This window comes from Caulobacter sp. GW821-FHT11A05, assembly GCF_058809015.1.
Genome location: NZ_JBXASF010000014.1, coordinates 1 through 25,435 on the forward strand (window position 1 = coordinate 1; position 25,435 = coordinate 25,435).

A 25,435-nucleotide genomic window follows, 5' to 3' on the forward strand; every position below is an offset into this window, starting at 1 on the left:
CCTCAGGCCGCCGCGCCGCGCCCGGCGGCTCCCGCGCCCCAGGCCCCCCGTCCGGGCGCGCCCTCCGCGCAGCCTTCGGCCGGCCAGACCCGCACCTACGAGCCGTCCCGCGATCGCCGCGACGACCGCTCCAGCACCACCACCTACCGGCCGCCGGCCCAGACCGGCAATTTCAACCAGCGCACGCCGCGGCCGGATGCGACCACCTTCAACCAGCGCGCCCCGCGCCCGGACGCCGACCGTCCGCGCAGCGACGCCCCGCGCCCCGACAACCGCGATCCGCGCGGTGGCGACAACCGTGGCGGCGACCGTCCGCAGCAGACCGTCCGCTACTCGGCCCTGGCTCCGCGTCCGGCCCCGGCCCGTCCCGGCGCGCCGCGTGGTCCGCGCCCCGGCGCCGGCCTGGCCGCCGAGGCTCCGGCGACGCCGGAAGTCACCCGCGCCACCCGCTCGGCCCCGCGGCCCGGCGGCGCGCTGCCCGACCGCCGTCCGGACGAGGACGACGATCGTCGCCGCGGCCCCGGTGGCCCGGGCGCCGGTCCCGGCAAGGCGGTTTCCCGCACCAAGGGTGAGCCCAAGCGCCGCGAAGGCCGCCTGACCATCCAGGCCGTGGCCGGTGACGACGAGGGCGCCGTCGAGCGCATGCGCTCGCTGGCCTCGGTCCGCCGGGCTCGCGAACGCGAAAAGGAAAAGCGCCGTGGCGGCGCCGCCGAACAGGCCCGCGCGGCCCGTGAAGTGGTCATCCCCGACGTCATCACCGTTCAGGAGCTGTCCAACCGGATGGCCGTGCGCGGCGTCGACATCATCAAGATGCTGATGCGCCAGGGCGTGATGCTGAAGATCAACGACGTCATCGACAGCGACACCGCTGAACTGGTGGCGACCGAGTTCGGCAACACCGTCCGCCGCGTCTCCGAAGCCGACGTCGAAGAAGGCTTCCTGGCCGCCGAGGACCACGACGACCATCAGGAGACCCGTCCCCCGGTGGTGACCATCATGGGTCACGTCGACCACGGCAAGACCAGCCTGCTCGACGCCCTGCGCACCACCGACGTGGCGGCGGGCGAAGCCGGCGGCATCACCCAGCACATCGGCGCCTACCAGGTTCGCCTGGAAAGCGGCGATCGCGTCACCTTCCTCGACACCCCTGGCCACGCGGCGTTCAGCGCCATGCGGGCCCGCGGCGCCAACATCACCGACATCGTCGTGCTGGTGGTGGCCGCCGACGACGGCGTCATGCCCCAGACCATCGAGGCCATCCAGCATGCGAAGGCGGCGAACGTGCCGATCATCGTGGCGGTCAACAAGATGGACAAGGACGGCGCCGACCCGACCCGGGTGATCAACGAGCTCCTGCAGCATGAGATCGTCGTCGAAAGCCTGGGTGGCGACACCCAGATCGTCGAGGTCTCGGCCAAGACCCGCCAGGGCCTCGACAATCTGATCGAGAACATCCTGATCCAGGCCGAACTGCTCGACCTCAAGGCCAACCCCGAGCGCACCGCCGAGGGCGTGGTCATCGAGGCCAAGCTGGACAAGGGTCGCGGCGCGGTCTCCACCGTGCTGGTCAAGCGCGGCACCCTGAAGCGCGGCGACATCGTCGTCGCCGGGGCCTCCTACGGCCGGGTTCGCGCCCTGCTCAACGAGCGCAACGAACAGCTGACCGAAGCCGGCCCCTCGACCCCGGTCGAGATTCTCGGCCTCGACTCGACGCCGTCTCCGGGTGAAGCCTTCGCCGTGGTGGAAAACGAAGCCCGCGCCCGCGAGCTGACCGAATACCGCAACCGCGTGAAGCGCGAGAAGTCGGCCGTCGGCGGCGTCGCCGGGGCCAGCCTCGCCGACATGATGGCCAAGCTCTCGGCCAAGAAGGTCAGCGAACTGCCGCTGGTCATCAAGGGCGACGTGCAGGGTTCGGTCGAAGCCATCGTCGGCTCACTGGACAAGCTGGGCACTGACGAGGTTCGCGCCCGGATCATCCTGCAAGGGGCCGGTGCGATCAGCGAAAGCGACGTGCAGCTGGCCAAGGGCGCCGGCGCCCCGATCATCGGCTTCAACGTCCGGGCCTCGGCCCAGGCGCGGGCCCTGGCCGAGCGTGAAGGCGTCGAGATCCGTTACTACGCGATCATCTACGACCTGATCGACGACATCAAAGGCGTCATGTCGGGGATGCTCTCGCCGATCCAGCGGGAAACCTTCCTGGGCAACGCCCGGGTGCTGCAGGCCTTCGACATCTCGAAGGTCGGCCGCGTCGCCGGTTGCCGCGTCACCGAAGGTGTCGTGCGTCGGGGCGCCAAGGTCCGGATCGTCCGCGACAACATCGTGGTTCTCGAACTGGGCACCCTGCAGACCCTCAAGCGCTTCAAGGACGAGGTGGCGGAAGTCACCAACGGCATGGAGTGCGGCATGGCCTTCGCCGGCTTCCAGGACATCCGCGAAGGCGACGAGATCGAATGCTTCACGGTCGAGGAAGTGGCGCGCTCGCTGTAGCGAACGGCTCTGCTTTCTGGGAAAGTCGAAAGGCGCGGACCGCAGGGTTCGCGCCTTTTGCTTTTGGGGGGATCGATGCCGGGCCGATGGATCGTCGCCGCGATGCTGGTCGCGCTCACCGTCGGCGCCTGCGCCCGCGAGCCGCAGGTGATCCCGATGATGCACGGCTGGTGCGCGCTGAAGACCGAGGGGCGGATCGAGGGCGTGGCGACGTTGGAGGGCCGGCCAGCCCTGGCCGAACCGGTTGTCGAGACCGGGCACGGGCAGTACGTGGGCCGGGCGATCCGGCAGGGTCTTGGCGGTAAGACCAGCCTGCTCTGCAGCCGGCCCGCCGACGGGCCGGCCCATTGTGTCGTGGCGTCGGTGAGCCCTGGCCACTACGGCTTCGAGGGCTGGGCGATGCGCACCGTGCCGCAGCTGGACATCCCCTCGCGGCCGAACGACCCGCCAGTGCGAGTGGATTTCGTTTTCACCCTGGTCGAGCCACGGACCTCGACCTGCGACTGATTTATCGCCAACCGACCTACGCAGTGTTCTGACGCCAGCGAGCCAGCAACGCGCGATGCCGACATGGTCGGCCAGGGCGCCGGCCTGGACCCACTACGGCCACGCCGCCGCAGTCCAAAGGATAAAAAATACCATTTTTTCAATTGCTTGTGGAATATGTCTAGACATATTCACCGGCCCTGACGGCCGTCGGCCGGGACCTGTTCCAAGGCGTTGGTCGCGGCGGCGCGCTTTCGACCAACAAACCCCGCCGATCGACCAACGCTCCGACCAACGCCCCAGGCTACAGCCACACGCCCCGGACCTACGCCAAAGCCAACGGGCCATGGCGTTTCGCCCGTTTTTCGCGGCTTTCGAGCGACGCCGCATTTTTGTTGGCCCTACGAGCGGCGGTATAATGGGTCTGGCGCTTCGATAGCGGCCGCGGGCGTCTGATCCATCGCCAACCAGCCCGGGCTGTGCTGAACTGGCTTAATCGAGCCGCCAGCGCCCGACGTGGGGGAGTTTCAGACCATGACCAATCGCGCCTTGCCCGCCATCCTCTGGGGCGGCCTTGTTTCCGGCGCCGCCGACATCGCCGCCGCCGCCCTGATCTGGAAAATCCCCGTCGATACCGTCTTCAAGTCGATCGCCCGCGGCTGGTATGGCAAGGCGGCGATGAAGGGCGGCTGGGACATGGTCGCCGTCGGGGCGGCCAGCCACTTCCTGATCACCCTGGTCTGCGCGGCCCTCTACGTCCTGGCGGCCCGGCGCGTCACGATCCTGACGCGGCAGCCGGTGATCTGCGGGGCGCTGTTCGGGCTGATCATCTATGGGGTGATGACCTATGTCGTCGTGCCGCTGTCGGCCATCGGACCGAGGCCGCAGCCGCCGGTGGACCTGACCTTCATCCTGGGCGTTCTGGCTAACGTGATGGTCGGGCTGATCATCGCCCTGTTCGCGGCGAGATACGCAAAACGTTGACCGCCACCGCTTCGTCGCGGAAAAGCCTGAAGTCTGTTCGACGCTTCCCGGCCGGAGACGACCGCATGCGCCTGTTTCGCGTAACGACCCTGATCGGCCTGGTGGCCATCCTGAGCGCCTCGTTGAGCGCCTGCGCCACCGCCACGCGGCTGGACGCGGCCGGCGACGTCCACGCCCTGCTGATCGCCATCCGTGACAACGACAAGGCCGCCTTCAACGCCCATGTCGATCGCCAGGCCCTCAAGGCCTCCATCGAGCACCGGCTGGTCGGCGAGGCCCAGAAGGCGACCGGGGACGAGAACCTGCGGGCGCTCGGGGCCCTGGCCGCCCCCTACCTGGCCGAGGCCGCCGACAAGGCGCTGATCCAGCCCTCGACCTTCCGCAGCGTGGCCTATCAGTACGGCTACAAGCCCGGCCAGCCGATCCCTGGACAGGTGGCCATCGCCGGTTCTCTGAAAGCCCTGCCCGACGGCCGTGTTTGCGCCACAAAATCCAAGGATGGGCCTTGCGTGCTGATCTTCACGCGCACGGACGGGGTCTGGAAGCTCTCGGGGTTCGAGGGCGACATCGCCGACCTGCGCGGCAAGCGTCGATAGGACCCAACTGTATGCTTCGTATCCTTTGCCTGACCGCTGTGGCGGCCGTTTCCCTCGCCGGCTTCGCGGTCCCGGCCCAGGCCGCCGAAAAGCGGATGGTGACCTTCGACAGCGCTTCATCGGAAGCCCGCCGGCTGACCGGCGCCGGCCTGACCTTCGTCTTCACCCGCCAGTATTTCCGCACCAACATCCTGGCGGTCCGCGCCACCGCCGTGCCGGTGGGCGTGGTGCCCAAGGCCTCGCACGACTCAGGCGTCAATCGCCAGCTCGACGGCCTGATGGGTCCCGAGGCCGGCAAGGGCGAGCTCTACGAGATCGATCCAGCCAAGGCCGAGGGCAAGGTGATGATCGCCGCCTTCTGCCCCGGTTCGACCAAGGGCTGGCTGGCCGTCGGGCCGGTCTACACCCGCAAGCCCCTGCGGGTTCACGCCTTCGGCGACGACGGGGCCGGCGGCGTCAAGCTGTGCGCCGCCATGGATTTCACCTGGCGCGGCGAATGGCAGATGCCCCGGCCCAAGGGCGGCAACACCCGGGCGGCGGTGACCAAGCCGACCTACGGCCGGCCGGACGGCAGCTGACGCCTCGCGGCTGTCGCCTGCGGCCCCCTGGGGTGGTATGACTGCCCCGGCGCAACCTCATGGACCTTGACGATGTTAGCGCTATCCTTAGGCTGAACATCGTTCAACCGGCGGCGTCAGATCGCTGGTGGCGCCGAGGAAGCCGGGCATAGTCCGCCAGGAGATCAGCATGGCCACCGGCGAGCTGTTCGCAACCGCCCTGGTCGCCGACATCGGTCCTCAGGCCTGCCGGTTCGCCCTGCTCAGCCAGGTCGAGGGCGACCGCCCGCTGTTCTCCCACACCGCCGAACTGGCCGTATCGCAGCACCGGGGTGCGGTGGAGGCCTTCGCGGCCTATCTGGCCTCCCTGGACCGGCCGGCCCCCACAACCCTCGGCCTGGCGGTCGCGGCGCCGGTCAATACCGAGCGGTTCGTCATCACCCAGTCCGGCTGGTCCTTCTCCGTGGAGGACCTGCGCGCCGCCTTCGGCTTCGAGACCGTGACGGCCATCAACGAGGCGGCGGCCACCGCCCTGTCGCTCGAGTGGCTGGGGGCCGGCGACACCCTGTCCATCGGCGGGTCGTCCATCCCGCCGTCGCCCCTGCCGCCCGGCCGCTACGCCATCGTCAGCCCCGATTTCGGCCTCGGGGTCTCGGCGGTGGAGATCAGCGAGAGCGGCTGCCAGGTCATCGACACCGAGGGCGGCCACATGGCCTTCGCCCCCAACAACGCCCTGGAGATCGAGCTGCTGCAGCGGTTGACGCCGACCTGGGGCCGGGTCTCCTACGAGCGGGTGATCTCCTGGCCCGGGCTGGCGGATATCTATTCGGTGATGGCGGCGCGGGAGCGCGGCCGGGCGGAGGCCTGGTCGCCGCTGGAGATCATGCTCCAGGCGCGGGATGGGGCCGACCCCCTGTGCCAGAAGGCGGTCCACTGCTTCCTCGACATCCTCGGCGCCTTCGCCGGTGACGTGGCCCTGGCGGTGGGGGCCAACCGCGGCGTCTTCCTGGCCGGCCGCTTCGTCCAGGAGGCGGCCGAGCTGATCGGCGCCAGCACCTTCCGGGCCCGCTTCGAGAGCAAGGGGCGGCTCTCGGCCGTGGTCGCCGCCCTGCCGACCTGGGCGGTGGTCTCCCGCAGCAGCGTGCTGAACGGCGTCGCCCGCCAGTTGGCGCTGAAGCGGCAGGCCGAACGCGGCGCGCCGTCGCCGGCCCCGGCCGCCAGGGCGCCGGCGAAGATCGCCAGGGCCCAGCCGGCCGACCTGATCGCCACCCTGCTGGACGGCGCCGGCTGCGGCCTGCTGGTCCTGGACGCCGCCTTGCGGATCGTGCTGACCAACGACCGCTATTGGGAGGGTTCGTCGGTGCGGCGGGACCTGCGGGCGCCGGGTCGCCCGATCCGGCCCTGTTTCGAGGCCCTGGCCGAGGGTCACGACTGGCGGCCGCAGGACGCCGCCGCCGTCCTGGACAGCCTGGCTGCCGGTCAGGCCTTCACCGCCGAACGCACGGCCCTGGGCGGGCGGGTGCTGCGGGACGAGGCGCGGCCGGTCCCCTCCGGCGGCTGGGTGTTCACCGCCCTGGACATCACCCTGTCGCGCCGCCGCGCCGTGGAGCTGGAGGCCCTGACCCTCGACCTGCGGACCGCCAAGCAACAGGCCGACGACGCCAGCCACGCCAAGACCGCCTTCCTGGCGACCATGAGCCACGAGATTCGCACCCCCCTGAACGGCGTGCTCGGCATGGCCCAGGCCATGGCCCATGAAGCCCTCTCGCCGGCCCAGGCCGAGCGGCTGGACGTCATCCGCCAATCGGGCGAGGCCCTGCTGGCCATCCTCAACGACGTGCTGGACCTGTCGAAGATCGAGGCCGGCAAGCTGGACCTGGAGCAGGTGGAATTCGACATCGGCCAGCTGCTGCAGGGCGCCAATTCCAGCTTCACCAGCCTGGCCCACGGCAAGGGCCTGTCCTTCTCCCTGCGGATCGAGCCCCGCGCCCTGGGCCGCTATCTGGGCGACCCGACCCGCGTCCGCCAGATCGCCTACAACCTGATCTCCAACGCCCTGAAGTTCACCGCTAGCGGCGAGGTCCGGGTGGTCGCTGACCGGGTCGAGGACGCCTTGAGGCTCACCGTCTCCGACACCGGCATCGGCATTCCGGCCGACCGGCTGGAGGCCCTGTTCGAGAAATTCGTCCAGGCCGACGTCTCCACCACCCGCAGCTACGGCGGCACGGGCCTGGGCCTGGCCATCTGCCGCGAGCTGACCCAGATGATGGGCGGGACCATCGAGGTCCGCAGCGAGCTGGGCCAGGGAACCTCATTCCAGGTGGATCTGCCCTTGACCCGCCTGGGCGGCGAGGTGGGCGCGGCGGCGAAGATTTCCGCCCCGGGGGCCGCCACGACCATGACCGTCAAGGTCCTGGCCGCCGAGGACAACACCGTCAACCAGCTGGTCCTCAAGACCATCCTGGGACAGATCGGCGCCGATCTGACGGTAGTCGACAATGGGCAGCAGGCGGTCGACGCCTGGGAGCGGGAGCGCTGGGACGTCATCCTGATGGACGTCCAGATGCCGGTCATGGACGGCCCCACCGCCGCCCGGCGGATCCGGCTGCTGGAAGGCGAAACCGGCCGGGCCCGCACGCCGATTGTCGCCCTGACCGCCAATGTCATGACCCACCAGACGACCACCTACCTGGCCGCGGGCATGGACGGCTGCGTCGCCAAGCCGATCCAGATCGCCGCCCTGCTGGAGGCCCTGGCCGACGCCTGTCGGCCGCCGCCGGACAGTCTCAAAAGCCAACCTGTCGGCGATCTGTGATATCGCATCCCAGGCTCAGCGGGAGGGCGGACCATGGCCGACAAGGACGTACTGGCGAGCTGGCACGAATCCCGCTTCGACGACGGACGCTGGACGCGGACGGTGTTTCGCAAGGGCGCCGGGCCGGCGGTGATCATCATCCATGAGGTGCCCGGCCTGCATCCGCTGGTCGTCGCCTATGCGGAAAAGGTCGTCGCGGCCGGCTTCACCGTCTTCCTGCCCAGCCTGTTCGGCAAGCCGGGCAAGCCGATCAGCGGCGGCTACGGCCTGACCGAGATTCTGCTCAACATCTGCGTCCGGCGCGAGTTCAATGTCTGGGCCAACGATCGCTCCAGCCCCATCGTCGACTGGCTGCGGGCCCTGGCCCGCAAGGCCCACAAGGAATGCGGCGGCAAGGGCGTCGGGGCCCTGGGCATGTGCTTCACCGGCGGCTTCGCCCTGGCGATGATGACCGAGCCGGCCGTGGTCGCCCCGGTGGTCAGCCAACCCTCCCTGCCGCTCGGCAAGAAGGGCGCGGCCAGGATCGACTGCTCGGCCGCCGAGATCGCCTGTGCCAGGCGCCGTTTCGAGGAAGAGGACCTGTCGGGCATCGGCCTGGCCTTCCACGACGACGGCTTCGTGCCGATGGCGCGGATGGACGCCCTGGAGGAGACTTTCGGCAAGGCCCGCTTCGAGGTCCACCGTATCGATCCGAAGGAGGGCAAGCAGGGCACGGGCCGGCCCCCGCACTCGGTGCTGACTGTCCATCTGACCAACAGCGGGCCCACCGCCGCCGCCGAGGCCAGGACCATCGAATTCTTCCACCAGCGGCTGGACGCCTAGACTCGGGCGCCTCGCGGCATTAGAAGCCCCGCTCCCCGCCGCAGCCGAGGTTCGATCCCTCGCCGGACGCAAGTTGGATACGATGAGCCGCAATCCGAAGACCAAGGGCCGCGAGACCGGTCCCAGCCAACGCCAGCTGCGCGCCGGCGAACTGATCCGTCACGCCCTGGTCGAGGTGCTGCGCGATGAGGCCCTGGCCGAGCCCGCCCTCGCCGGCGTCTCCCTGACCGTCTCGGAAGTGCGGATGAGCCCGGACCTCAAGCACGCCATCTGCTTCGTCGAGCCTCTCGGCGCCGGCGTTACCGGCCAGGGGACGAGCGAGATCGTCGCCGCCCTCAACCGCGCCTCCAAGTTCATTCGCGGCCGCCTGGCCCGGACCATCGACATGAAGTTCACGCCGGACCTGAAGTTCTTCCACGACGACAGCTTCAATTCCGCCGCCGCGATGGACAGGCTGTTCACCAACCCGCGCGTCCAGGCCGACATCCACAATGAAGGCGCCGGGGACGACGAGTAGTGGCCCGCCGCAAGAAGGGCCTGCCGGTCAGCGGCTGGGTCAATCTCGACAAGCCCTATGATCTCGGCTCGACCCAGGCCGTCGGCAAGGTCCGCTGGCTGTTCACCGCCCAGAAGGCGGGCCACGCCGGCACGCTGGACCCGCTGGCCACCGGCATCCTGCCGATCGCGCTCGGTGAAGCCACCAAGACCGTCAGCTTCCTGGTCGACGCCGACAAGACCTACCGCTTCACGCTGGAGTGGGGCCGCACCACCGCCACCTTCGACCGCGAGGGCGAGACCACCGCCGAGTCCGACGTCCGCCCGACCCGCGATGAGGTCGAGGCCCAGCTTGGCCAGTTCATCGGCGAGGTGACGCAGATCCCGCCCAACTACTCGGCCATCAAGGTCGACGGCGAGCGGGCCTATGACCTGGCTCGCGACGGCGTCGAGTTCGAGCTGGCCGGCCGGCAGGTGACCATCCACGACCTGCGCATCGTCTCCGTCCCCGACGCCGACCACGTCGAGCTGGAAATGGACTGCGGCAAGGGCACCTACGTCCGCGCCGTGGCCCGCGATCTGGCCCTCGCCCTGGGGGCCTGCGCCCACGTCAGCCAGCTGCGCCGCACCCGGGTCGGCCCCTTTGGGGAAGAAACCGCGATAACACTGGAAATGTTGGAAAATTTAGGCCATAAGGCCGCGCTTCCGGAGGCTCTCCTTCCGGTCTCGACCGCGCTGGACGACATCCCGGCGCTGGCCGTTACCGCCGAAGACGCATTCCGGTTGGCTCAGGGACGATCCATCGTCCTCCTTCCGCGACAGGTGGAAGCCTTGCGTGATCAGCTTTCGGGCGGGTCGCGGACGGTTTGCGCAATGGACGGAGAGAGGCTCGTGGCCCTGGCCGAGATGCGTGCGGGATCGCTCAATCCGGTGCGTGTTTTTCAACTCACCTGAGCTGGAGAAATCCGATGTCGATCACGCCCGAGCGCAAAGCCGCTCTGATCACCGAACATGCCCGCACCCCGGGCGACACCGGCAGCGCCGAAGTCCAGGTCGCGATCCTCTCCGAGCGCATCGCCAACCTGACCGAGCACTTCAAGGGTCACAAGAAGGACAACCACAGCCGTCGTGGCCTTCTGCAGATGGTTTCGCAGCGCCGGTCGCTGCTGGGCCACCTGAAGAAGTCGGATGAGGCCCGTTACGAAGCCCTCATCGCCAAGCTCGGCCTGCGTCGTCAGCACTAACTAGAGTTCCAGAGGCGGAGTCCTGGTTTCACAGGGCTCCGCCTCTTCGCATATCCGCCCATCCCTCTCAGGTCCTGGGGGTCGGCGTCGGGGGTTCCCCCCACATTATCCGCAAGAGGCCATGAGGCTTCACCGGACCTGACACCGGAGAGGAAATCGCCCGCTGGGCTCCATCCCTGTCCACCCCCGCCAAGGAATACGCCTGGTGGGATTGAGAGAAGAAAGACTCCTCAAAATGTTCGAGATTCGACGCAAAACCATCGAGTGGGGCGGCAAGTCCATCACCCTCGAAACCGGCCGCATCGCCCGTCAGGCTGATGGCGCCGTTCTGGCCACCATGGGCGAAACCGTCGTCCTGGCCACCGCCGTCTTCGCCAAGACGCAAAAGCCCGGCCAGGACTTCTTCCCCCTGACCGTCAACTATCAGGAAAAGACCTTCGCGGCCGGCAAGATCCCCGGCGGCTTCTTCAAGCGCGAAGGCCGTCCGTCGGAAAAGGAAACCCTGGTTTCCCGCCTGATCGACCGTCCGATCCGCCCGCTGTTCGTCAAGGGCTTCAAGAACGAAGTCCAGGTTGTCTGCACCGTGCTGCAGCATGACCTCGAGAACGACCCCGACATCATCGCCATGGTCGCCGCCTCGGCCGCCCTGGTCATCTCCGGCGCCCCCTTCATGGGCCCGATCGCCGCCGCCCGCGTCGCCTATGTCGACGGCGGTTACATCCTGAACCCGACGGCTGACGAGCTGAAGGACAGCAAGATGGACCTCGTCGTGGCCGGCACCGCCGACGCCGTGATGATGGTTGAATCGGAAATCCAGGAACTGGACGAAGCCACCGTTCTGGGCGGCATCCAGTTCGCCCACGACGGCATGCAGCCGGTCATCCAGGGCATCATCGACCTGGCCGAGCACGCCGCCAAGGACGCCTTCGACTTCGAGCCGGAAGACACCGACGCCATCAAGGCGGCGATGAAGCCCCTGGTCGGCGAAGACATCATCGCCGGCTACAAGATCCAGAAGAAGCAGGACCGCTACGAAGCGATCGGCGCCGCCAAGAAGAAGGCCATCGCGGCCCTCGGCAAGAGCGAAGCCAATCCGGAAGGCCATGACCCGCTGAAGCTGGCCGGCGTGTTCAAGGAACTGGAAGCCGACGTCGTGCGTCGCGCCATCCTCGACACCGGCCTGCGCATCGACGGCCGTGACGTCCGGACGGTTCGCCCGATCCTCGGTGAAGTCGGCATCCTGCCGCGCACGCACGGCTCGGCCCTGTTCACCCGCGGCGAGACCCAGGCCCTCGTGGTCGCGACCCTCGGCACCGGCGACGACGAGCAGTTCATCGACGCCCTGGAAGGCACCTACAAGGAAAGCTTCCTGCTGCACTACAACTTCCCTCCCTACTCGGTCGGTGAGACCGGTCGGATGGGCAGCCCCGGCCGCCGCGAAATCGGCCACGGCAAGCTGGCCTGGCGCGCCCTGCGCCCGATGCTGCCGTCGAAGGAAGACTTCCCCTACACCATCCGCCTGGTCTCCGAGATCACCGAGTCGAACGGCTCGTCCTCGATGGCCACGGTCTGCGGCTCCTCGCTGGCCATGATGGACGCGGGCGTTCCGCTGATCCGTCCGGTCTCGGGCATCGCCATGGGCCTGATCCTGGAAAGCGACGGCTTCGCCGTTCTCTCCGACATCCTGGGCGACGAGGATCATCTCGGCGACATGGACTTCAAGGTGGCCGGCACCAGCGATGGCATCACCTCGCTGCAGATGGACATCAAGATCTCCGGGATCACCATCGAGATCATGAAGCAGGCCCTCGCCCAGGCGAAGGAAGGCCGTGATCACATCCTCGGCGAGATGAACAAGGCCATGGACGCGCCCCGCGAAGAGCTGGGCGAGTACGCGCCGAAGATCGAGACCATGAAGATCGCCGCGGACAAGATCCGTGAAGTGATCGGCACCGGCGGCAAGGTGATCCGCGAGATCGTCGCCACCACCGGCGCCAAGGTCGACATCGGTGACGACGGCACGATCAAGATCGCTGCTTCCGAGCAGTCCAAGATCGACGCCGCCCGCGACTGGATCAAGTCGATCGCCTCGGAGCCGGAAGTCGGCGCGATCTACAACGGCAAGGTCGTCAAGGTCGTCGACTTCGGCGCCTTCGTGAACTTCTTCGGCGCCAAGGACGGCCTGGTCCACGTCAGCCAGATCAGCAACGAACGCGTGGCCCGCCCCGCCGACGTTCTGCAAGAAGGCCAGATGGTCAAGGTCAAGCTCATCGGCTTCGACGATCGCGGCAAGACCAAGCTGTCGATGAAGATCGTCGACCAGGAAACCGGCGAAGACCTCTCCAAGAAGGAAGCGGTCGAACCGGAAGACGCCGTCACCACGTAAGACGCGTCTCCACAGCTTACGGAAAGGGCGGCTCGCAAGAGCCGCCCTTTTTCGTTGTGAGGATAGAAGCCGGCCGAAGGGGGCATCGCTCTCCGCCCTTGGGGCGGAGTGGCTTTCGCGAGCGCTGCAAGCGAGCGAAACCGAGGCGGGACTTCCACCGGCGGATGTGACGGGTAAAAGCCGCCAACGGCGTGTAAGGGAACGCGCTAGCCTTCAAACCCCGGTGGGCCCGCCTCCTGGTCCGTCGCTCACGCTCCGAACCGTCCTCCGCCCAGAGGGCGGAGAGCGAATCTCGCAAAGCCGCAACAACCCTTGCCCACAAACAGGCAATCTGTATCTTTCTTTCCATGCCCGAACGCCGCCCCAACGCCCAGCGCACCCGTGAGACGCGGGGCCGCATCCTCTGGGCCGCCCGCAATCTGTTCGCCGAGAAGGGCTACGCGGCGTCCTCGACCCCGGCCATCGTCGCCGCCGCCAAGGTGACGCGGGGGGCGATGTACCACCACTTCCCGGACAAGGCCGCCGTCTTCGCCGGGGTGGTCAACGCCGAGCAGGCCGACGTTGGCCAGCGGATGGCCAAGGCGGCCCTGGCCAATCCCGACCCGGTCGAGCAGCTGATCCTCGGCGGCGAGGCCTATGTCGTGGCCATGGCCGAGCCCGGCCGGCGGCGCATCCTGCTGATCGAAGGGCCGTCGGTGCTCGGGGCCGAGCGGATGGAGGCGGTGCGGGCGCAGCACCTCAAGGGCCGGCTGGAGACCGGCCTGCGCCAGATCGTGGCGGCGGGTATCGTGCCGGAGCTGCCGATTGGCCCGCTGGCCGACCTCTTGGCGGCGCTGTTCGACCGGGTGGCTCTGACCGCCGACCGCGAGAACTTCCCGGGCTACCGGCTGGCGCTGCGGGCCCTGATCGGAGGGCTTAAGGTCCCGCCGGCGGCGGCGGGGGATTTTGTGCTGATCTAGTCGGGCCAGGTCTCGCGGCTCAGCGCCAGCACCTCGCCGGCCAGGTAGAGCGAGCCACAGATCATCACCCGGGGCGGCGGCCCCTCGACGGCCAGCGCCTGTTCCAGGGCCGCCTCGACGTCCGTGGCCGCGCTGGCCTTCAGGCCGGCGGCGCGGGCGGCGGAGACCAGCCGCTCCGGTGGGCTGGCCGTCTCGGCGTTGAAGGCAGTGGCGATGACGCGTGGGTTCAGGCTCCGGAAGGCGTCGAAGAAGCCCTCGGCGTCCTTGTTGGCCAGCAGGCCGCAGATCAGCACCGTCTCCCGGCCGTCGCGGCCCTTGAGGGCGCCAAGCGCGTCGGCTAGGGCGCGGGCCGCATGGGCGTTGTGGCCGCCGTCGAGCCAGAGGTCGGTGGAGGCGGCGCGGGCGCGGGCCGCCAGCGGGCCGGCGGTGAGCCGCTGCATGCGGGCCGGCCAGCGGGCGGTCTCGACGCCCTTGGCAATGGCCTCTTCCGGCCAGTGAAGTTGCAGGGCGGCGATGGCGGCGACGCCGGCGTTGGCGATCTGGTGCGGACCCGGCAGCGACGGCATCGGCAGGTCGAGCAGCCGGTCCTCGGCCTGCACCGTCAGCCGGCCGCCCTGGGCATAGGCATCGACGTCGCGCCCCATGGCGGTCAGGGGGCTGCCCAGGACCCGGGCCCGAGCCTCGATGACCCCGAAGGCCTCCTCGCCCTGCCAACCAACCACGACGGGGCGGCCGCGCTTGATGATGCCGGCCTTCTCGCCGGCGATGGCGGTGATGGAGTCGCCGAGGAACTCGCGGTGGTCGTGGTCGACCGGGCAGATGACGCTGACGGCCGGATGCTCGATGACGTTGGTGGCGTCCAGGGCGCCGCCGAGGCCGACCTCCAGCAGGATGAGGTCGGCCGGAACCTCGCTGAAGGCCTGGAAGGCGGCGGCAGTGGTGATCTCGAAGAAGGTGATCGGCTCGCCGGCGTTGGCGGTCTCCACCGTCTCCAGCACGGCGGCCAGGTGCTCGTCGGTGATCAGGCTGCCGGCCAGGCGGATGCGTTCGGCGAAGCGCACCAGATGCGGCGAGGTGAAGACATGCACCCGCATCCCCGCCGCCTCGGCCATGGCCCGCAGGAAGGCGACAGTGGAGCCCTTGCCATTGGTGCCGGCCACATGCACCACCGGCGGGAAACGCCGCTGAGGGTCGCCCAGAGCGGCGCACAGCCGCCGCATACGGCCGAGCGACAGGTCGATCAGCTTTGGGTGCAGGAGCCTGAGGCGTTCGAGGGCGGCGTCGTGGGGGAGCAGGTGGTCGGTCATCCCAAACACCGATCATTCCCGCGAAGGCGGGAATCCAAGCGATGCTTCAGCCGAGGCGGAAGCCAGACGTAGTCCACTGACATCTGTCGCAAGCCTTCCCGACGCATGGATTCCCGCCTTCGCGGGAACGATCGGTGGACGAGGGTGACTAAGCCGCCTTGCGCGCCCGTCCCATCATCAGGGTGCCCATCAGGCTGCCGAGGATGGCCGGCAGTTCGCCGCGCGGCACGACCCGGTCGACCATGCCCTTCTCGACCAGATACTCCGAACGCTGGAAGCCCGGCGGCAGGGTCTCGCGGATGGTCTGTTCGATCACCCGGGGACCGGCGAAGCCGATCAGGGCGCCGGGCTCGGCCAGGTGGATGTCGCCCAGCATGGCGTAGCTGGCGGTGACCCCGCCCGTGGTCGGGTCGGTCAGCACCACGATGTAGGGCAGCTTGGCCGCCTTCAGCTCCTGGATCGCCAGCGTCGTGCGGGCCATCTGCATGAGGGAGAGCGTGCCTTCCTGCATCCGCGCGCCACCGGCGGCGGTGAAGGCGACCAGCGGGCACTGGCGCTTGATGGCTTCGCGGGCCGCGGCGATGAAGGCCTCGCCGGCGGCCATGCCGAGCGACCCGCCCATGAAGGCGAAGTCCTGCACCAGCACCACGGCCGACACATCACGGATCTTGCCGGCGGCGATGGCCACGGCGTCCGGTGCGCCGGTCGCCTTGCGGGCGGCGGCCAGGCGTTCGGGATAGGGCTTGCCGTCGAAGAACTTCAGCGGGTCTTCGGGGACCTCGGGCGTCGGCAGGGCCTCATAGACGCCGCCGTCGAAGGTGTACTGGAACCGCTGCTTGGAGCCGATCCGCATATGTCGGCCGGCCGGCGTCACCCACAGGGCGGCCTCCAGGTCCGGGCGATAGATCATCTCGCCGGTGTCGGGGCATTTGACCCACAGGTTCTCGGGCGTCTCGCGCTTGGCGAAGGCCCCGCGAACCCCGGGGGCGATCCTGCTCAGCCAGCCGCCGCTGCGCTCCTTGCCGGATGCGGGGGGACGGGTGGGCTTGTCGCCCTTGGATTCTGCCATAGCCATCGTCTTTGAAGCCTCAAGCCTGACCGACTCTCGCCGACTGCACAGCTTTCGCCAATGCCTCGGCTTTGGAAAGAACGCTTTTGGTCACGTTTTCGTTCGTCCCGCCCTCCAAGGCGTCCTGGATGGCGTCGACGAAGGCGGAGCCGACAACGACGCCGTCGGCCACCCTGGCCACCGCCGCGGCCTGCTCGGGCGTGCGGATGCCAAAGCCCACGGCGACCGGCAGGCCGGAGGCCGCCTTGACCCGCGCCACCGCCGGCGCGACGTCGGCCGCGTCAGCCGACTTCACCCCGGTCACGCCCGCCACCGAGACGTAGTAGACGAAGCCGGAAGTGCGCTTGACCACGGCCGGCAGGCGCTTGTCGTCGGTGGTCGGGGCGGTCAGCCGGATCAGCGACAGGCCGTTGGCTTCCAGGGCGTCGGTCAGCTCGTCGGCCTCTTCGGGCGGACAGTCGACACAGATCAGGCCATCGACCCCGGCGTCGGCCGCCCGGGCCGCGAAGGCCTCATAGCCGGCGTTGAACAGCGGGTTGAGGTAGCCCATCAGCACGATGGGGGTGTCGCTGTCGCCCTTGCGGAACTCGGCGATCAGCTCGAGGGTCCGGTTCAGGGTCATGCCGGCCTTCAGGGCCCGCAGCGCGGCGCGCTGGATCGGCGGCCCTTCGGCCATCGGGTCGGAGAAGGCGAAGCCGACCTCGATCAGGTCGACACCGGCCCCGGGCAGACCCTTGAGGATCTCCAGCGAGGTCGCATAGTCGGGATCGCCGCCCATGACATAGGCGACGAAAGCGGCGCGCCCCTCGTCGGCGAGGGCCGCGAAGCGCTTGTCGATACGGGTATTGCTCAAATCGTCCGCCCCAGGGCTTCGGCGACGGTGAAGATGTCCTTGTCGCCACGGCCGCACATGTTCATCACGATGACGCCGTCCTTGCCCAGTTCCTTGGCCAGGTCGCCGACCCGGGCCAGGGCGTGAGCCGGTTCCAGGGCCGGGATGATCCCCTCCTGCTCGGCGCACAGCTGGAAGGCGGCCAGGGCCTCCTTGTCGGTGGCGCTGACGTATTCGGCCCGGCCGGTCTCGTGCAGGAAGCTGTGCTCGGGCCCGATGCCCGGATAGTCGAGGCCGGCGCTGATCGAGTGGGCGTCGATGATCTGGCCGTCGTCGTCCTGCAAGAGGTAGGTCTTGTTGCCGTGCAGGACGCCGGGGCGGCCGCCGGTCAGCGAGGCGGCATGCTGGCCGGTCTCGATGCCGTGGCCGGCCGCCTCGACGCCGATCAGCCGGACGCCCTCGTCGGCCAGGAAGGGGTGGAACAGGCCGATGGCGTTGGAGCCGCCGCCGATGCAGGCGACCACCGCGTCGGGCAGGCGGCCTTCCTGAGCCAGAATCTGCTCACGGGCCTCATGGCCGATGATCGACTGGAAGTCGCGGACCATGGCCGGATAGGGGTGCGGCCCGGCGGCGGTGCCGATCAGGTAGTAGGTATCCTCGACGTTCGTGACCCAGTCGCGCATCGCCTCGTTCATGGCGTCCTTGAGGGTGCCGGTGCCGGAGGTGACGGGGCGCACTTCGGCGCCGAGCAGGTTCATGCGGAAGACGTTGGGCTTCTGCCGCTCGACGTCGGTCGCGCCCATGTAGACGACGCAGGGCAGGCCGAAGCGGGCGCAGACGGTGGCGGTGGCCACCCCGTGCTGGCCGGCCCCGGTCTCGGCGATGATCCGGGTCTTGCCCATGCGGCGGGCCAGCAGGATCTGGCCCAGCGCATTGTTGATCTTGTGGCTGCCGGTGTGATTGAGCTCGTCGCGCTTGAAGTAGATTTTCGCGCCGCCGTAGTAGGTGGTCAGCCGCTCGGCGAAATACAGCGGGCTGGGGCGGCCGGTGTAGTGCTTGTGGAACCAGGCCAGCTCGGCCTGGTAGCCGGGGTCGGCCTTGGCGGCGGCGTAGGCCTCGCCCAGGTCCAGCACCAGCGGCATCAGGGTCTCGGCGACATAGAGGCCCCCAAACTCGCCGAACTTGCCGCGCGCGTCGGGCAGCGCGTTCCAATCGTTAGGTCTAGGTGGGGCGTTCAAGTCGGGCTCACAGGCTGCGGACGGCGTCGAGGAAGGCCTTGATCAAGGCGCTGTCCTTTATCCCCCGGCCCCGCTCCACGCCAGAGGAAACGTCCGCAATCGGGGCGTTTGAGAGGGTCAGCGCCTCTTTCACATTCCACGGGTCGAGGCCGCCGGCCAGGAAGTGCGGCCGGGCGTAGCGCTTGCCGGCCAGCAGGGTCCAGTCGAAGCGGGCTCCCATGCCGCCGGGCAGGTCGCTGCCCTTGGGCGGCCGGGCGTCGAACATCAGGTGATCGGCGAGGCCGTCCCACTTGTCGGCTCGCGCGATATCGGAGGCGTCGGAGACGGACAGCACCTTGATGATGCCGACGCCGGTGCGGGCGCGGATGGCCTGCGCGCGGGCGGGGGTCTCGTCGCCGTGCAGCTGGATGAAGTCCGGCCGCATGGCCTGGGCGATGTCGTCGAGCAGGGCGTCGGAGGGGTCGACCGTCACCGCCACCAGGGACGGCGGGCGGCGGGGGCCACCGCGGCGGGCCTGGACGGCCAGCCGGCCGGCGAGCTCAGGCGAGACGTAGCGCGGGCTCTTCTCGAAGAAATTGAGGCCCAGCCAGGCCGCGCCGCCGGCCATGGCGGCCTCGACGGTTTCGGGGGTTGAAAGCCCGCATATCTTGGCGCCGGCCATGGGTTATCCTTCTCCCGCTTGCCGGGAGAAGGTGGCGGCGAAGCCGACGGATGAGGGCAGCGCCAGCGGTTGGCGAGGACTCACGTTCTGACGCGGCACGGTCAACCTGCTTCTTCGAAACCTTCAAGGGGCGGTGCTGCCCTCATCCGACCCCCTACGGGGGCCACCTTCTCCCGGCAAGCGGGAGAGGGGTCACGTCTTCTTCAGGGCGGCAGGCTTCTTCGCCGCTGGCTTGCGGACCACCGCCTTGACCGGAACCACCTTCGCCGCCGGCGGGGCGACCTTCTGCGCCGCCAGCAGGTCGCGGATCTCGGTCAGCAGTTCCTCGCTCGGCGTCGGGGCCGGCGGTGCGCTGGGGGCAGGGCCTTCGGCCTCTTTCCGTCGCGCGGCGTTGACCAGCTTGACCAGCAGGAACACCGCGAAGGCGACGATGACGAACTGGATGAGGGTGTTGATGAAGGCGCCGTAGGCGATGGCCACCTCGGCGGTCTTGGTCGCGGCGTCGGCGGGGGCCAGGACGATTTTCAGGGCGGAGAAATCGACCTTGCCGAGGATCAGCCCGATCGGCGGCATGATGACACCATCGACCAGTACGGTGACGATCTTGCCGAAGGCCGCGCCGATGATGACGCCGACCGCCAGGTCGATGACGTTGCCGCGCGAGATGAACTGCCGGAATTCGCTGACCACACCCATGACTGGACTCCGCTGCTCGCGGGTCAGTCGGCGTTCAGCCGGGCCCGCAGTTCCTTGCCGCTCTTGAAGAAGGGCACATGTTTGGCTCGCACGTCCACGGTTTCGCCGGTGCGCGGATTGCGCCCCGAGCGGGCCGGGCGTGAACGCACCGAAAAGGCCCCGAAGCCGCGCAGCTCGACGCGACCGCCGTCTTCCAGCGCCGCGATCATCTTTTCCAGGATGACGCCGACCACGCGTTCGACATCGCGCTGGGTCAGGTGCGGATTTTCCGCCGCCAGACTGGCGATCAGCTCGGACTTGATCATGGTATCCCCGGTATCCCCGCCTGTCGGCGACGCGACCTTTGCCCAACTCACCTTGAGTCTTCAAGGGGTTGCGTGAAATTTGCGGGCGTTAAAGCGGGATCAAGCCTGCCTGACTAGGCTCAAGGCGAGTACGGGCGCTTAAACATGCAGCATTCTCCCGAGGCGCGAACGCCGCCGCCCGACAGCGCCGGCCTGGAGGCCATGCGCGGACCGCGTGTGCGCGTACGTCTGGCCGCCTCGGTCGGCATGGACCTGATCGTTGACGGGCGGCTGCGGCCGGCCGCCGACCTGAAGGAGGGGGGGCTGCGCGGCCGGGCCCTGTGCTACGGCCTGGTCGAGGCCGGCGGCGACAAACGGCGGGTGGCCCTGGCCAACCTCAACACCGTCGACGCCGAACGGGTCGACCTCGCCGTTCTCGACGCCGCCTTCGCCGCCGCCGGCCCGCCGGTCGCCGGCGAGCGGCCGCCGCTGCTGGTGCTGCCGGTCAGCTGGAGCACCCTGCGGGCCGAGAAATCGCGGCGCAAGCTGCTGCGGCGCGTCGCCGCCGGCCAGATCGAGCACGGCGTGCTGGCCATCTGCGAGGTGGTCGGCCTTGAGCAGGGCGCACCCCAGACCGCGGTGCGCGAGGTGGTCGGCGGCCTGAAGCCCATCTTCCGCGGCGTGCTGGCCCGCACCCCGCTGCAGCCGAGGCTGGTGCGCGCCCTGGAGGGTTGCGGCTTCAACGGCGCGACCCTTGAGACCGACGATCTTGAGCTGGCCGACGACGAGACCGAGATGCGGCGCCGGGTGGCGATGCTGCGGGCGATCGGCCCGGGCGTGCTGATCCATGGCGTCCGTTCGGTCATCGGCCTCAACGCCGTTCGCGGGGCCGGGGCCAGCTGGGCCAGCCTCGACATCCAGCCCGGCGGCGAAAACCTGATGGTCGAAACGAAAGCGGCGGCCGGGTCGCCCCGGCCGCCGCGATACGTCTTGGTGGACTAGAAGGAGATTAGTCCTTCGAGGCCTTCTCGCGGAGGGCCGCGCCGAGGATGTCGCCCAGCGAAGCGCCCGAGTCCGAGGACCCGTACTGCTCGATGGCGGCCTTCTCGTCCATCATCTCCAGGGCCTTGATCGAGACGGACACCCGACGGGCGGCCTTGTCGATGGCGGTGACCTGGGCGTCGACGCGGTCGCCGACGGCGAAGCGTTCCGGACGCTGCTCCTGACGATCGCGCGACAGGTCCGACTTGCGGATGAAGGCGGTCATCGGGGCGTCTTCTTCACCGAACTTCACTTCGATACCACCCGAGGTGATTTCGGTGACGGTGCAGGTGACGGTCTGGCCCTTGCGGAAGGTGTCGCCGGCCAGCGGGTCGCCGGCCAGTTGCTTGACGCCCAGGCTGATGCGTTCCTTCTCGACGTCGACGTCGAGAACGCGCGCCTTGACCATGTCGCCCTTCTTGTACTTGGCCAGGGCTTCTTCGCCCGACACGGCCCAGTCCAGGTCGGACAGGTGGACCATGCCGTCGATTTCCCCGTCCAGGCCGATGAACAGGCCGAACTCGGTGGCGTTCTTGACTTCGCCCTCGACGGTCGAACCGATCGGGTGATCGGCCAGGAACTTCTCCCACGGGTTGGCCGCGGCCTGCTTGAGGCCCAGGCTGACGCGGCGCTTGGAGCTGTCGACATCGAGAACGATGACGTCAACTTCTTGGCTGGTGGAGACGATCTTGCCGGGGTGGACGTTCTTCTTGGTCCAGGACATTTCCGAGACGTGCACCAGGCCTTCAACGCCGGCTTCCAGCTCAACAAACGCGCCGTAGTCGGTGATGTTGGTGATGCGGCCCGTGAACTTGGCGCCGACCGGGTACTTGGCTTCCACGCCGTCCCAGGGGTCGGACTGCAGTTGCTTCATGCCCAGGCTGATGCGTTGGGTGTCGGGGTTGATCTTGACGATCTGGACTTTCACCGTGTCGCCGACCGCGAGCACCTGGCTCGGGTGGTTGACGCGCTTCCAGCTCATGTCGGTGACGTGCAGCAGGCCGTCGATGCCGCCGAGGTCCACGAACGCGCCGTAGTCGGTGATGTTCTTGACGACGCCTTCGCGGATTTCACCCTCTTGCAGCTGGCTGACCAGCTCGGTGCGCTGTTCGGCGCGGGCTTCTTCCAGGATGGCGCGACGCGAGACGACGATGTTGCCGCGCGGACGGTCCATTTTCAGGATGGCGAAGGGCTGTTCCTTGCCCATCAGCGGGCCGACGTCGCGCACCGGGCGGATGTCGACTTGCGAACCCGGCAGGAAGGCGCTGGCGCCGCCCAGGTCGACGGTGAAGCCGCCCTTGACGCGGCCGACGATGGCGCCGTTGACCGGCTCATTGCGGGCGAAGACTTCTTCCAGACGGGTCCAGGCTTCTTCGCGCTTGGCCTTTTCGCGGCTGATGACCGCTTCACCCAGCGCGTTCTCGACGCGCTCGAGGAAGACTTCGACGGTGTCGCCGACCTTCAGGGTGGCCTTGCCGTCGGCGTCGACGCCGAATTCCTTGACGCTGATCCGGCCCTCGGTCTTCAGACCGATGTCGATGATCGCGACGTCTTTTTCGATCCCGACGACCTTGCCCTTGATCACGGTGCCTTCAGCGAAATCGCTGGCGCCGCCGAGGCTTTCATCGAGAAGGGCCGCGAAATCGTCGCGGGTCGGGTTGAAGTTCATATCATCAGCCATGTGGCTACTTACGTCTCTGTTGGGGAACGGCGGATGGCGCAGGGCCGGAGTCCGGACGTTCGGTTTCTTTAAGGTGGGTACTGAAGGGCCCGCGGTTTCAGAGGTGCGGCGCGGTTGGATTAGCTCTTGTGAGCGCGCGCCGTCTCGACAATGCGGCGGGCCGCATCGAAGGCGCGGTCTATAGTCATTTCCGTCGTGTCGAGCAAGACCGCGTCGTCTGCGATGACCATCGGGCTGTCGCTGCGGGCGCTGTCCCGTTCGTCGCGGATATGGATGTCGGCGAGGATGTCCTCATAGGTCACGCTCTCGCCCTGACCGGTCAGCTGCTTCCAGCGGCGCATGGCGCGCACTTCCGGGGTGGCGGTGACGAACAACTTTGCATCTGCCCCCGGGGCGATGACGGTGCCGATATCGCGGCCGTCGATGACCACCCCCGGCTCCTGGTTGGCGAAGTTGCGCTGGAAGGCGCGCAGGGCTTCGCGGACGGAGGTGTAGACGGCCACCCGGCTGGCCGCCTCGCCGGCCCGGCGGGTGCGGACTTCGGGATTTTCCAGGGTGGCGGGGTCGAGGGTCTCGGCGACCCGCGTGGCATGGGCCATGTCCGAGAGGTCGCCGCCCTCGGCCAGCACCCGCACCCCGACGGCGCGATAGAGCAGGCCGCTGTCCAGCACCGGATAGCCGTAGAGGGCCGCCAGCTTGGTGGCGATGGTGCCCTTGCCGGAGGCGGCGGGTCCGTCGACGGCGATCACGAAACCCATCAGCCCAGCTCCGCCCCCAGGCCGGTCATCAGCTCGACAAACCCCGGGAAGCTGGTGGCGATCATGCCGGGCTCGTCGACCTCGACGTCGCCCTGGGCGGCGAGGCCCAGCACCAGATGGCTCATGGCAATGCGGTGGTCGCCGTGGGTGACGACGCGGGCTCCGCCGCGCACCGGATGGTTGCCCCTGGCCGTGCCGACCACGGTGAAGCCCTCCGGCTCCTCCTCGACGCCGACGCCGCAGGCGGCCAGGCCGGCCGCCATCAGGGCGATGCGGTCGCTCTCCTTGACCCGCATCTCGCCGACGCCGCGCATCACCGTCGACCCGCTGGCGAAGGCGGCGGCCACGGCCAGGATGGGATATTCGTCGATCATCGCCGGGGCCCGCTCGGGCGGCACGACGACGCCCTTGAGGGCCGAGTGGCGGGCGGTGATGTCGCCGACCTCCTCGCCGCCGGCGCTGCGGCGGTTCGAAATGGTCAGGTCGGCGCCCATCTCGATCAGGGTGTCGAACAGGCCGGTGCGGGTGGCGTTGAGCATCACCCCCTCGACGGTGACCTCCGACCCCGGGGTGATCAACGCCGCGACGATCGGGAAGGCGGCCGAGGACGGGTCGGCCGGCACATCCACGTGGCAGCCGGTCAGCTTCTGGCCGCCGGCCAGCTTGATCAGCCGGCCCTCGGGCTCGTCCGACACGTCAACGGTCGCGCCAAAGGCCCGCAGCATCCGTTCGGTGTGGTCGCGGGTCGCTTCCGGCTCCAGCACATAGGTGTCGCCGGCCGCGTTCAGTCCCGCCAGCAGCACCGCCGACTTCACCTGCGCCGAGGCCATCGGCAGCACATAGCGGATCGCCGTCAGATGCCCGCCGCTCAGGGTCAGCGGCAAACGTTCGCCGGCCCGCGACAGCCATTTGGCGCCCATCAGGCCGAGCGGGGTCAACACCCGCCCCATCGGCCGTTTCTTCAGCGAGGCGTCGCCGGTGAAGGTCGCCCGGACGTCGAAACCCGCCGCCGCCCCCATGATCAACCGCACGCCGGTGCCGGCGTTGCCGCAGTCGACGATGTCGGCCGGTTCGGAAAATCCGCCCTGGCCCTCGACGGTCCAGGCCTTTTCACCGGTTCGTGTGACCTTTGCGCCGAAGGCCTGCATGGCCCGCCCGGTGGCCAGCACATCGTCGCCTTCCAAGAGGCCGGTGATGGTCGTGGTTCCGGTGGCGAGCGCCCCCAGGATCAACGCCCGGTGGGAAATCGACTTGTCGCCGGGCACGCGGATCGTTCCGCGCAAGGCCGCGCCAGGGCGGGCTCGGAGGGCGGCGGTGGTCATGCCGAGGCTTCGGCTCCCGTGAAGATAGGCTGGAATTGGGGGAAAGCCTTTTGACAGCGCCCCTGTCGCGTGGCAAGGGAGCCGCCGCTTTTCCAACACCCTACATAGAGAGGCCGCCCGCCTTGGCCAGCCCAGAACTCGGCGTCAAGCAGCTCTGCCCGACCTGCTCGGCGAAATTCTATGACCTGAACCGCCGTCCGGCCGTCTGCCCCAAGTGCGGCGAGTCGTTCGACCCGGAAGAGGCGGTCCGTAACCGCCGCGTCCGCGCTCGCGCCACGCCCGTCGATTACGAGGACGAGGTCGAGAAGGACGAAGAGGGCGCCGAAACCAAGAAGAAGGCCGCCCCCGAGGACGAGGACGGCTTCGAGGAAGAACCCGATACGACGCCGGAAATCGACGACGAGGCCGCCGCCGAGCCGATCGAAACCGACGACGAGGAAGGCGACGCCCCCGCCGCCGCTCCGGCCGATGACCTGGGCGTCGATTTCGCCGAGGACGAGGACCTGGCCGAAGACGAAGCCGACGACGTGCCGTTCCTCGAGGACGAAGACGACGACGACTTCCCGGAAGACGAGATCGACGGTCTGCCCGGCGAGGGCGACGAGGAGGTCTGACGAATTTCCAATGCGGCCGGGGCGTTTCGACACGCCCCGGCCCGCAGCGGAAAAAAACTGATGGGGAAGGCTTGATCGGCGAAAGCCGACAGACTAAGACC

At 68.7% G+C, this 25,435-nt stretch carries 24 protein-coding genes; 14 read left to right on the forward strand and 10 right to left on the reverse strand.

Annotation, left to right across the window (positions count from 1 at the left end; translation table 11 throughout):
* The 12 genes from infB to AC1RSK_RS18290 form a co-directional block, all read left to right on the forward strand.
* The coding region (gene infB, locus AC1RSK_RS18235; RefSeq protein WP_492909032.1) for a translation initiation factor IF-2 at positions 1-2,487 on the forward strand (2,487 nt) is incomplete at its 5' end.
* A 75-nt stretch (positions 2,488-2,562) separates the two neighbouring features.
* Positions 2,563-2,994: a hypothetical protein gene (locus AC1RSK_RS18240; protein WP_492909033.1), complete on the forward strand. Its 432-nt coding sequence runs from the start codon at positions 2,563-2,565 to the stop codon at positions 2,992-2,994.
* 513 nt (positions 2,995-3,507) lie between these two features.
* On the forward strand, positions 3,508-3,957 hold the full coding sequence (locus tag AC1RSK_RS18245) for a hypothetical protein (RefSeq protein WP_492909034.1): 450 nt from the start codon (positions 3,508-3,510) through the stop codon (positions 3,955-3,957).
* Positions 3,958-4,022: 65 nt separating this feature from the next.
* Positions 4,023-4,553, forward strand: a complete 531-nt coding sequence (locus tag AC1RSK_RS18250) for a DUF2939 domain-containing protein (RefSeq protein ID WP_492909035.1) — start codon at positions 4,023-4,025, stop codon at positions 4,551-4,553.
* 11 nt (positions 4,554-4,564) lie between these two features.
* Positions 4,565-5,131: a hypothetical protein gene (locus AC1RSK_RS18255; RefSeq protein ID WP_492909036.1), complete on the forward strand. Its 567-nt coding sequence runs from the start codon at positions 4,565-4,567 to the stop codon at positions 5,129-5,131.
* Positions 5,132-5,300: 169 nt separating this feature from the next.
* The gene (locus AC1RSK_RS18260; protein WP_492909037.1) at positions 5,301-7,925 is read left to right on the forward strand and encodes a glucokinase; all 2,625 of its coding nucleotides are present in this window, start codon (positions 5,301-5,303) and stop codon (positions 7,923-7,925) included.
* A gap of 33 nt (positions 7,926-7,958) precedes the next feature.
* Positions 7,959-8,747: a dienelactone hydrolase family protein gene (locus AC1RSK_RS18265; protein WP_492909038.1), complete on the forward strand. Its 789-nt coding sequence runs from the start codon at positions 7,959-7,961 to the stop codon at positions 8,745-8,747.
* A gap of 82 nt (positions 8,748-8,829) precedes the next feature.
* The gene (gene rbfA, locus AC1RSK_RS18270) at positions 8,830-9,264 is read left to right on the forward strand and encodes a 30S ribosome-binding factor RbfA (RefSeq protein WP_492909039.1); all 435 of its coding nucleotides are present in this window, start codon (positions 8,830-8,832) and stop codon (positions 9,262-9,264) included.
* Entirely contained in the window at positions 9,264-10,196 is a 933-nt protein-coding gene (gene truB / locus AC1RSK_RS18275; RefSeq protein ID WP_492909040.1) for a tRNA pseudouridine(55) synthase TruB, read from the forward strand. Before rbfA ends, truB begins: the two co-directional genes overlap by 1 nt.
* Before the next feature lie 14 nt (positions 10,197-10,210).
* Entirely contained in the window at positions 10,211-10,486 is a 276-nt protein-coding gene (gene rpsO / locus AC1RSK_RS18280; protein ID WP_487299693.1) for a 30S ribosomal protein S15, read from the forward strand.
* Between the two features lie 235 nt (positions 10,487-10,721).
* Positions 10,722-12,872, forward strand: a complete 2,151-nt coding sequence (pnp, locus tag AC1RSK_RS18285) for a polyribonucleotide nucleotidyltransferase (protein WP_492909041.1) — start codon at positions 10,722-10,724, stop codon at positions 12,870-12,872.
* Between the two features lie 347 nt (positions 12,873-13,219).
* The gene (locus AC1RSK_RS18290; RefSeq protein ID WP_492909042.1) at positions 13,220-13,831 is read left to right on the forward strand and encodes a TetR/AcrR family transcriptional regulator; all 612 of its coding nucleotides are present in this window, start codon (positions 13,220-13,222) and stop codon (positions 13,829-13,831) included.
* Here AC1RSK_RS18290 and AC1RSK_RS18295 read toward each other — a convergent pair.
* From AC1RSK_RS18295 to AC1RSK_RS18325, 7 genes are all read right to left on the reverse strand, one after another.
* Positions 13,828-15,138: a bifunctional folylpolyglutamate synthase/dihydrofolate synthase gene (locus AC1RSK_RS18295; RefSeq protein WP_492909043.1), complete on the reverse strand. Its 1,311-nt coding sequence runs from the start codon at positions 15,136-15,138 to the stop codon at positions 13,828-13,830. The two genes, AC1RSK_RS18290 and AC1RSK_RS18295, sit on opposite strands and share 4 nt — an antisense overlap.
* Before the next feature lie 148 nt (positions 15,139-15,286).
* The gene (locus AC1RSK_RS18300; protein ID WP_492909044.1) at positions 15,287-16,213 is read right to left on the reverse strand and encodes an acetyl-CoA carboxylase carboxyltransferase subunit beta; all 927 of its coding nucleotides are present in this window, start codon (positions 16,211-16,213) and stop codon (positions 15,287-15,289) included.
* Between the two features lie 13 nt (positions 16,214-16,226).
* On the reverse strand, positions 16,227-17,060 hold the full coding sequence (trpA, locus tag AC1RSK_RS18305) for a tryptophan synthase subunit alpha (protein WP_492909045.1): 834 nt from the start codon (positions 17,058-17,060) through the stop codon (positions 16,227-16,229).
* Entirely contained in the window at positions 17,057-18,277 is a 1,221-nt protein-coding gene (gene trpB / locus AC1RSK_RS18310; protein WP_492909046.1) for a tryptophan synthase subunit beta, read from the reverse strand. Before trpB ends, trpA begins: the two co-directional genes overlap by 4 nt.
* A 7-nt stretch (positions 18,278-18,284) precedes the next feature.
* Entirely contained in the window at positions 18,285-18,938 is a 654-nt protein-coding gene (locus AC1RSK_RS18315) for a phosphoribosylanthranilate isomerase (RefSeq protein WP_492909047.1), read from the reverse strand.
* A gap of 192 nt (positions 18,939-19,130) precedes the next feature.
* Positions 19,131-19,634, reverse strand: a complete 504-nt coding sequence (gene mscL / locus AC1RSK_RS18320) for a large-conductance mechanosensitive channel protein MscL (RefSeq protein ID WP_492909048.1) — start codon at positions 19,632-19,634, stop codon at positions 19,131-19,133.
* A gap of 23 nt (positions 19,635-19,657) precedes the next feature.
* Positions 19,658-19,939 (reverse strand): integration host factor subunit beta, encoded by a 282-nt coding sequence (locus AC1RSK_RS18325; RefSeq protein ID WP_487299702.1) that lies wholly within the window; start codon positions 19,937-19,939, stop codon positions 19,658-19,660.
* A 144-nt stretch (positions 19,940-20,083) separates the two neighbouring features.
* Here AC1RSK_RS18325 and AC1RSK_RS18330 point away from each other — a divergent pair, with 144 nt between their 5' ends.
* On the forward strand, positions 20,084-20,920 hold the full coding sequence (locus AC1RSK_RS18330) for a hypothetical protein (RefSeq protein WP_492909049.1): 837 nt from the start codon (positions 20,084-20,086) through the stop codon (positions 20,918-20,920).
* A gap of 7 nt (positions 20,921-20,927) precedes the next feature.
* Here AC1RSK_RS18330 and rpsA read toward each other — a convergent pair whose 3' ends face one another.
* From rpsA to aroA, 3 genes are all read right to left on the reverse strand, one after another.
* Positions 20,928-22,640 carry a 30S ribosomal protein S1 gene (gene rpsA, locus AC1RSK_RS18335; RefSeq protein WP_492909050.1) on the reverse strand — a complete coding sequence of 571 codons (1,713 nt, stop codon included), beginning with the start codon at positions 22,638-22,640 and terminating at the stop codon, positions 20,928-20,930.
* Positions 22,641-22,759: 119 nt separating this feature from the next.
* The gene (gene cmk / locus AC1RSK_RS18340; protein WP_492909051.1) at positions 22,760-23,398 is read right to left on the reverse strand and encodes a (d)CMP kinase; all 639 of its coding nucleotides are present in this window, start codon (positions 23,396-23,398) and stop codon (positions 22,760-22,762) included.
* Complete coding sequence (gene aroA / locus AC1RSK_RS18345; RefSeq protein WP_492909052.1) at positions 23,398-24,720, reverse strand: 3-phosphoshikimate 1-carboxyvinyltransferase; 1,323 nt, start codon at positions 24,718-24,720, stop codon at positions 23,398-23,400. Before aroA ends, cmk begins: the two co-directional genes overlap by 1 nt.
* A gap of 122 nt (positions 24,721-24,842) precedes the next feature.
* On the opposite strand from aroA, the gene AC1RSK_RS18350 reads away from it, so the two are divergent.
* Positions 24,843-25,334 (forward strand): TIGR02300 family protein, encoded by a 492-nt coding sequence (locus AC1RSK_RS18350; protein WP_492909053.1) that lies wholly within the window; start codon positions 24,843-24,845, stop codon positions 25,332-25,334.
* Positions 25,335-25,435 lie beyond the last annotated feature (101 nt).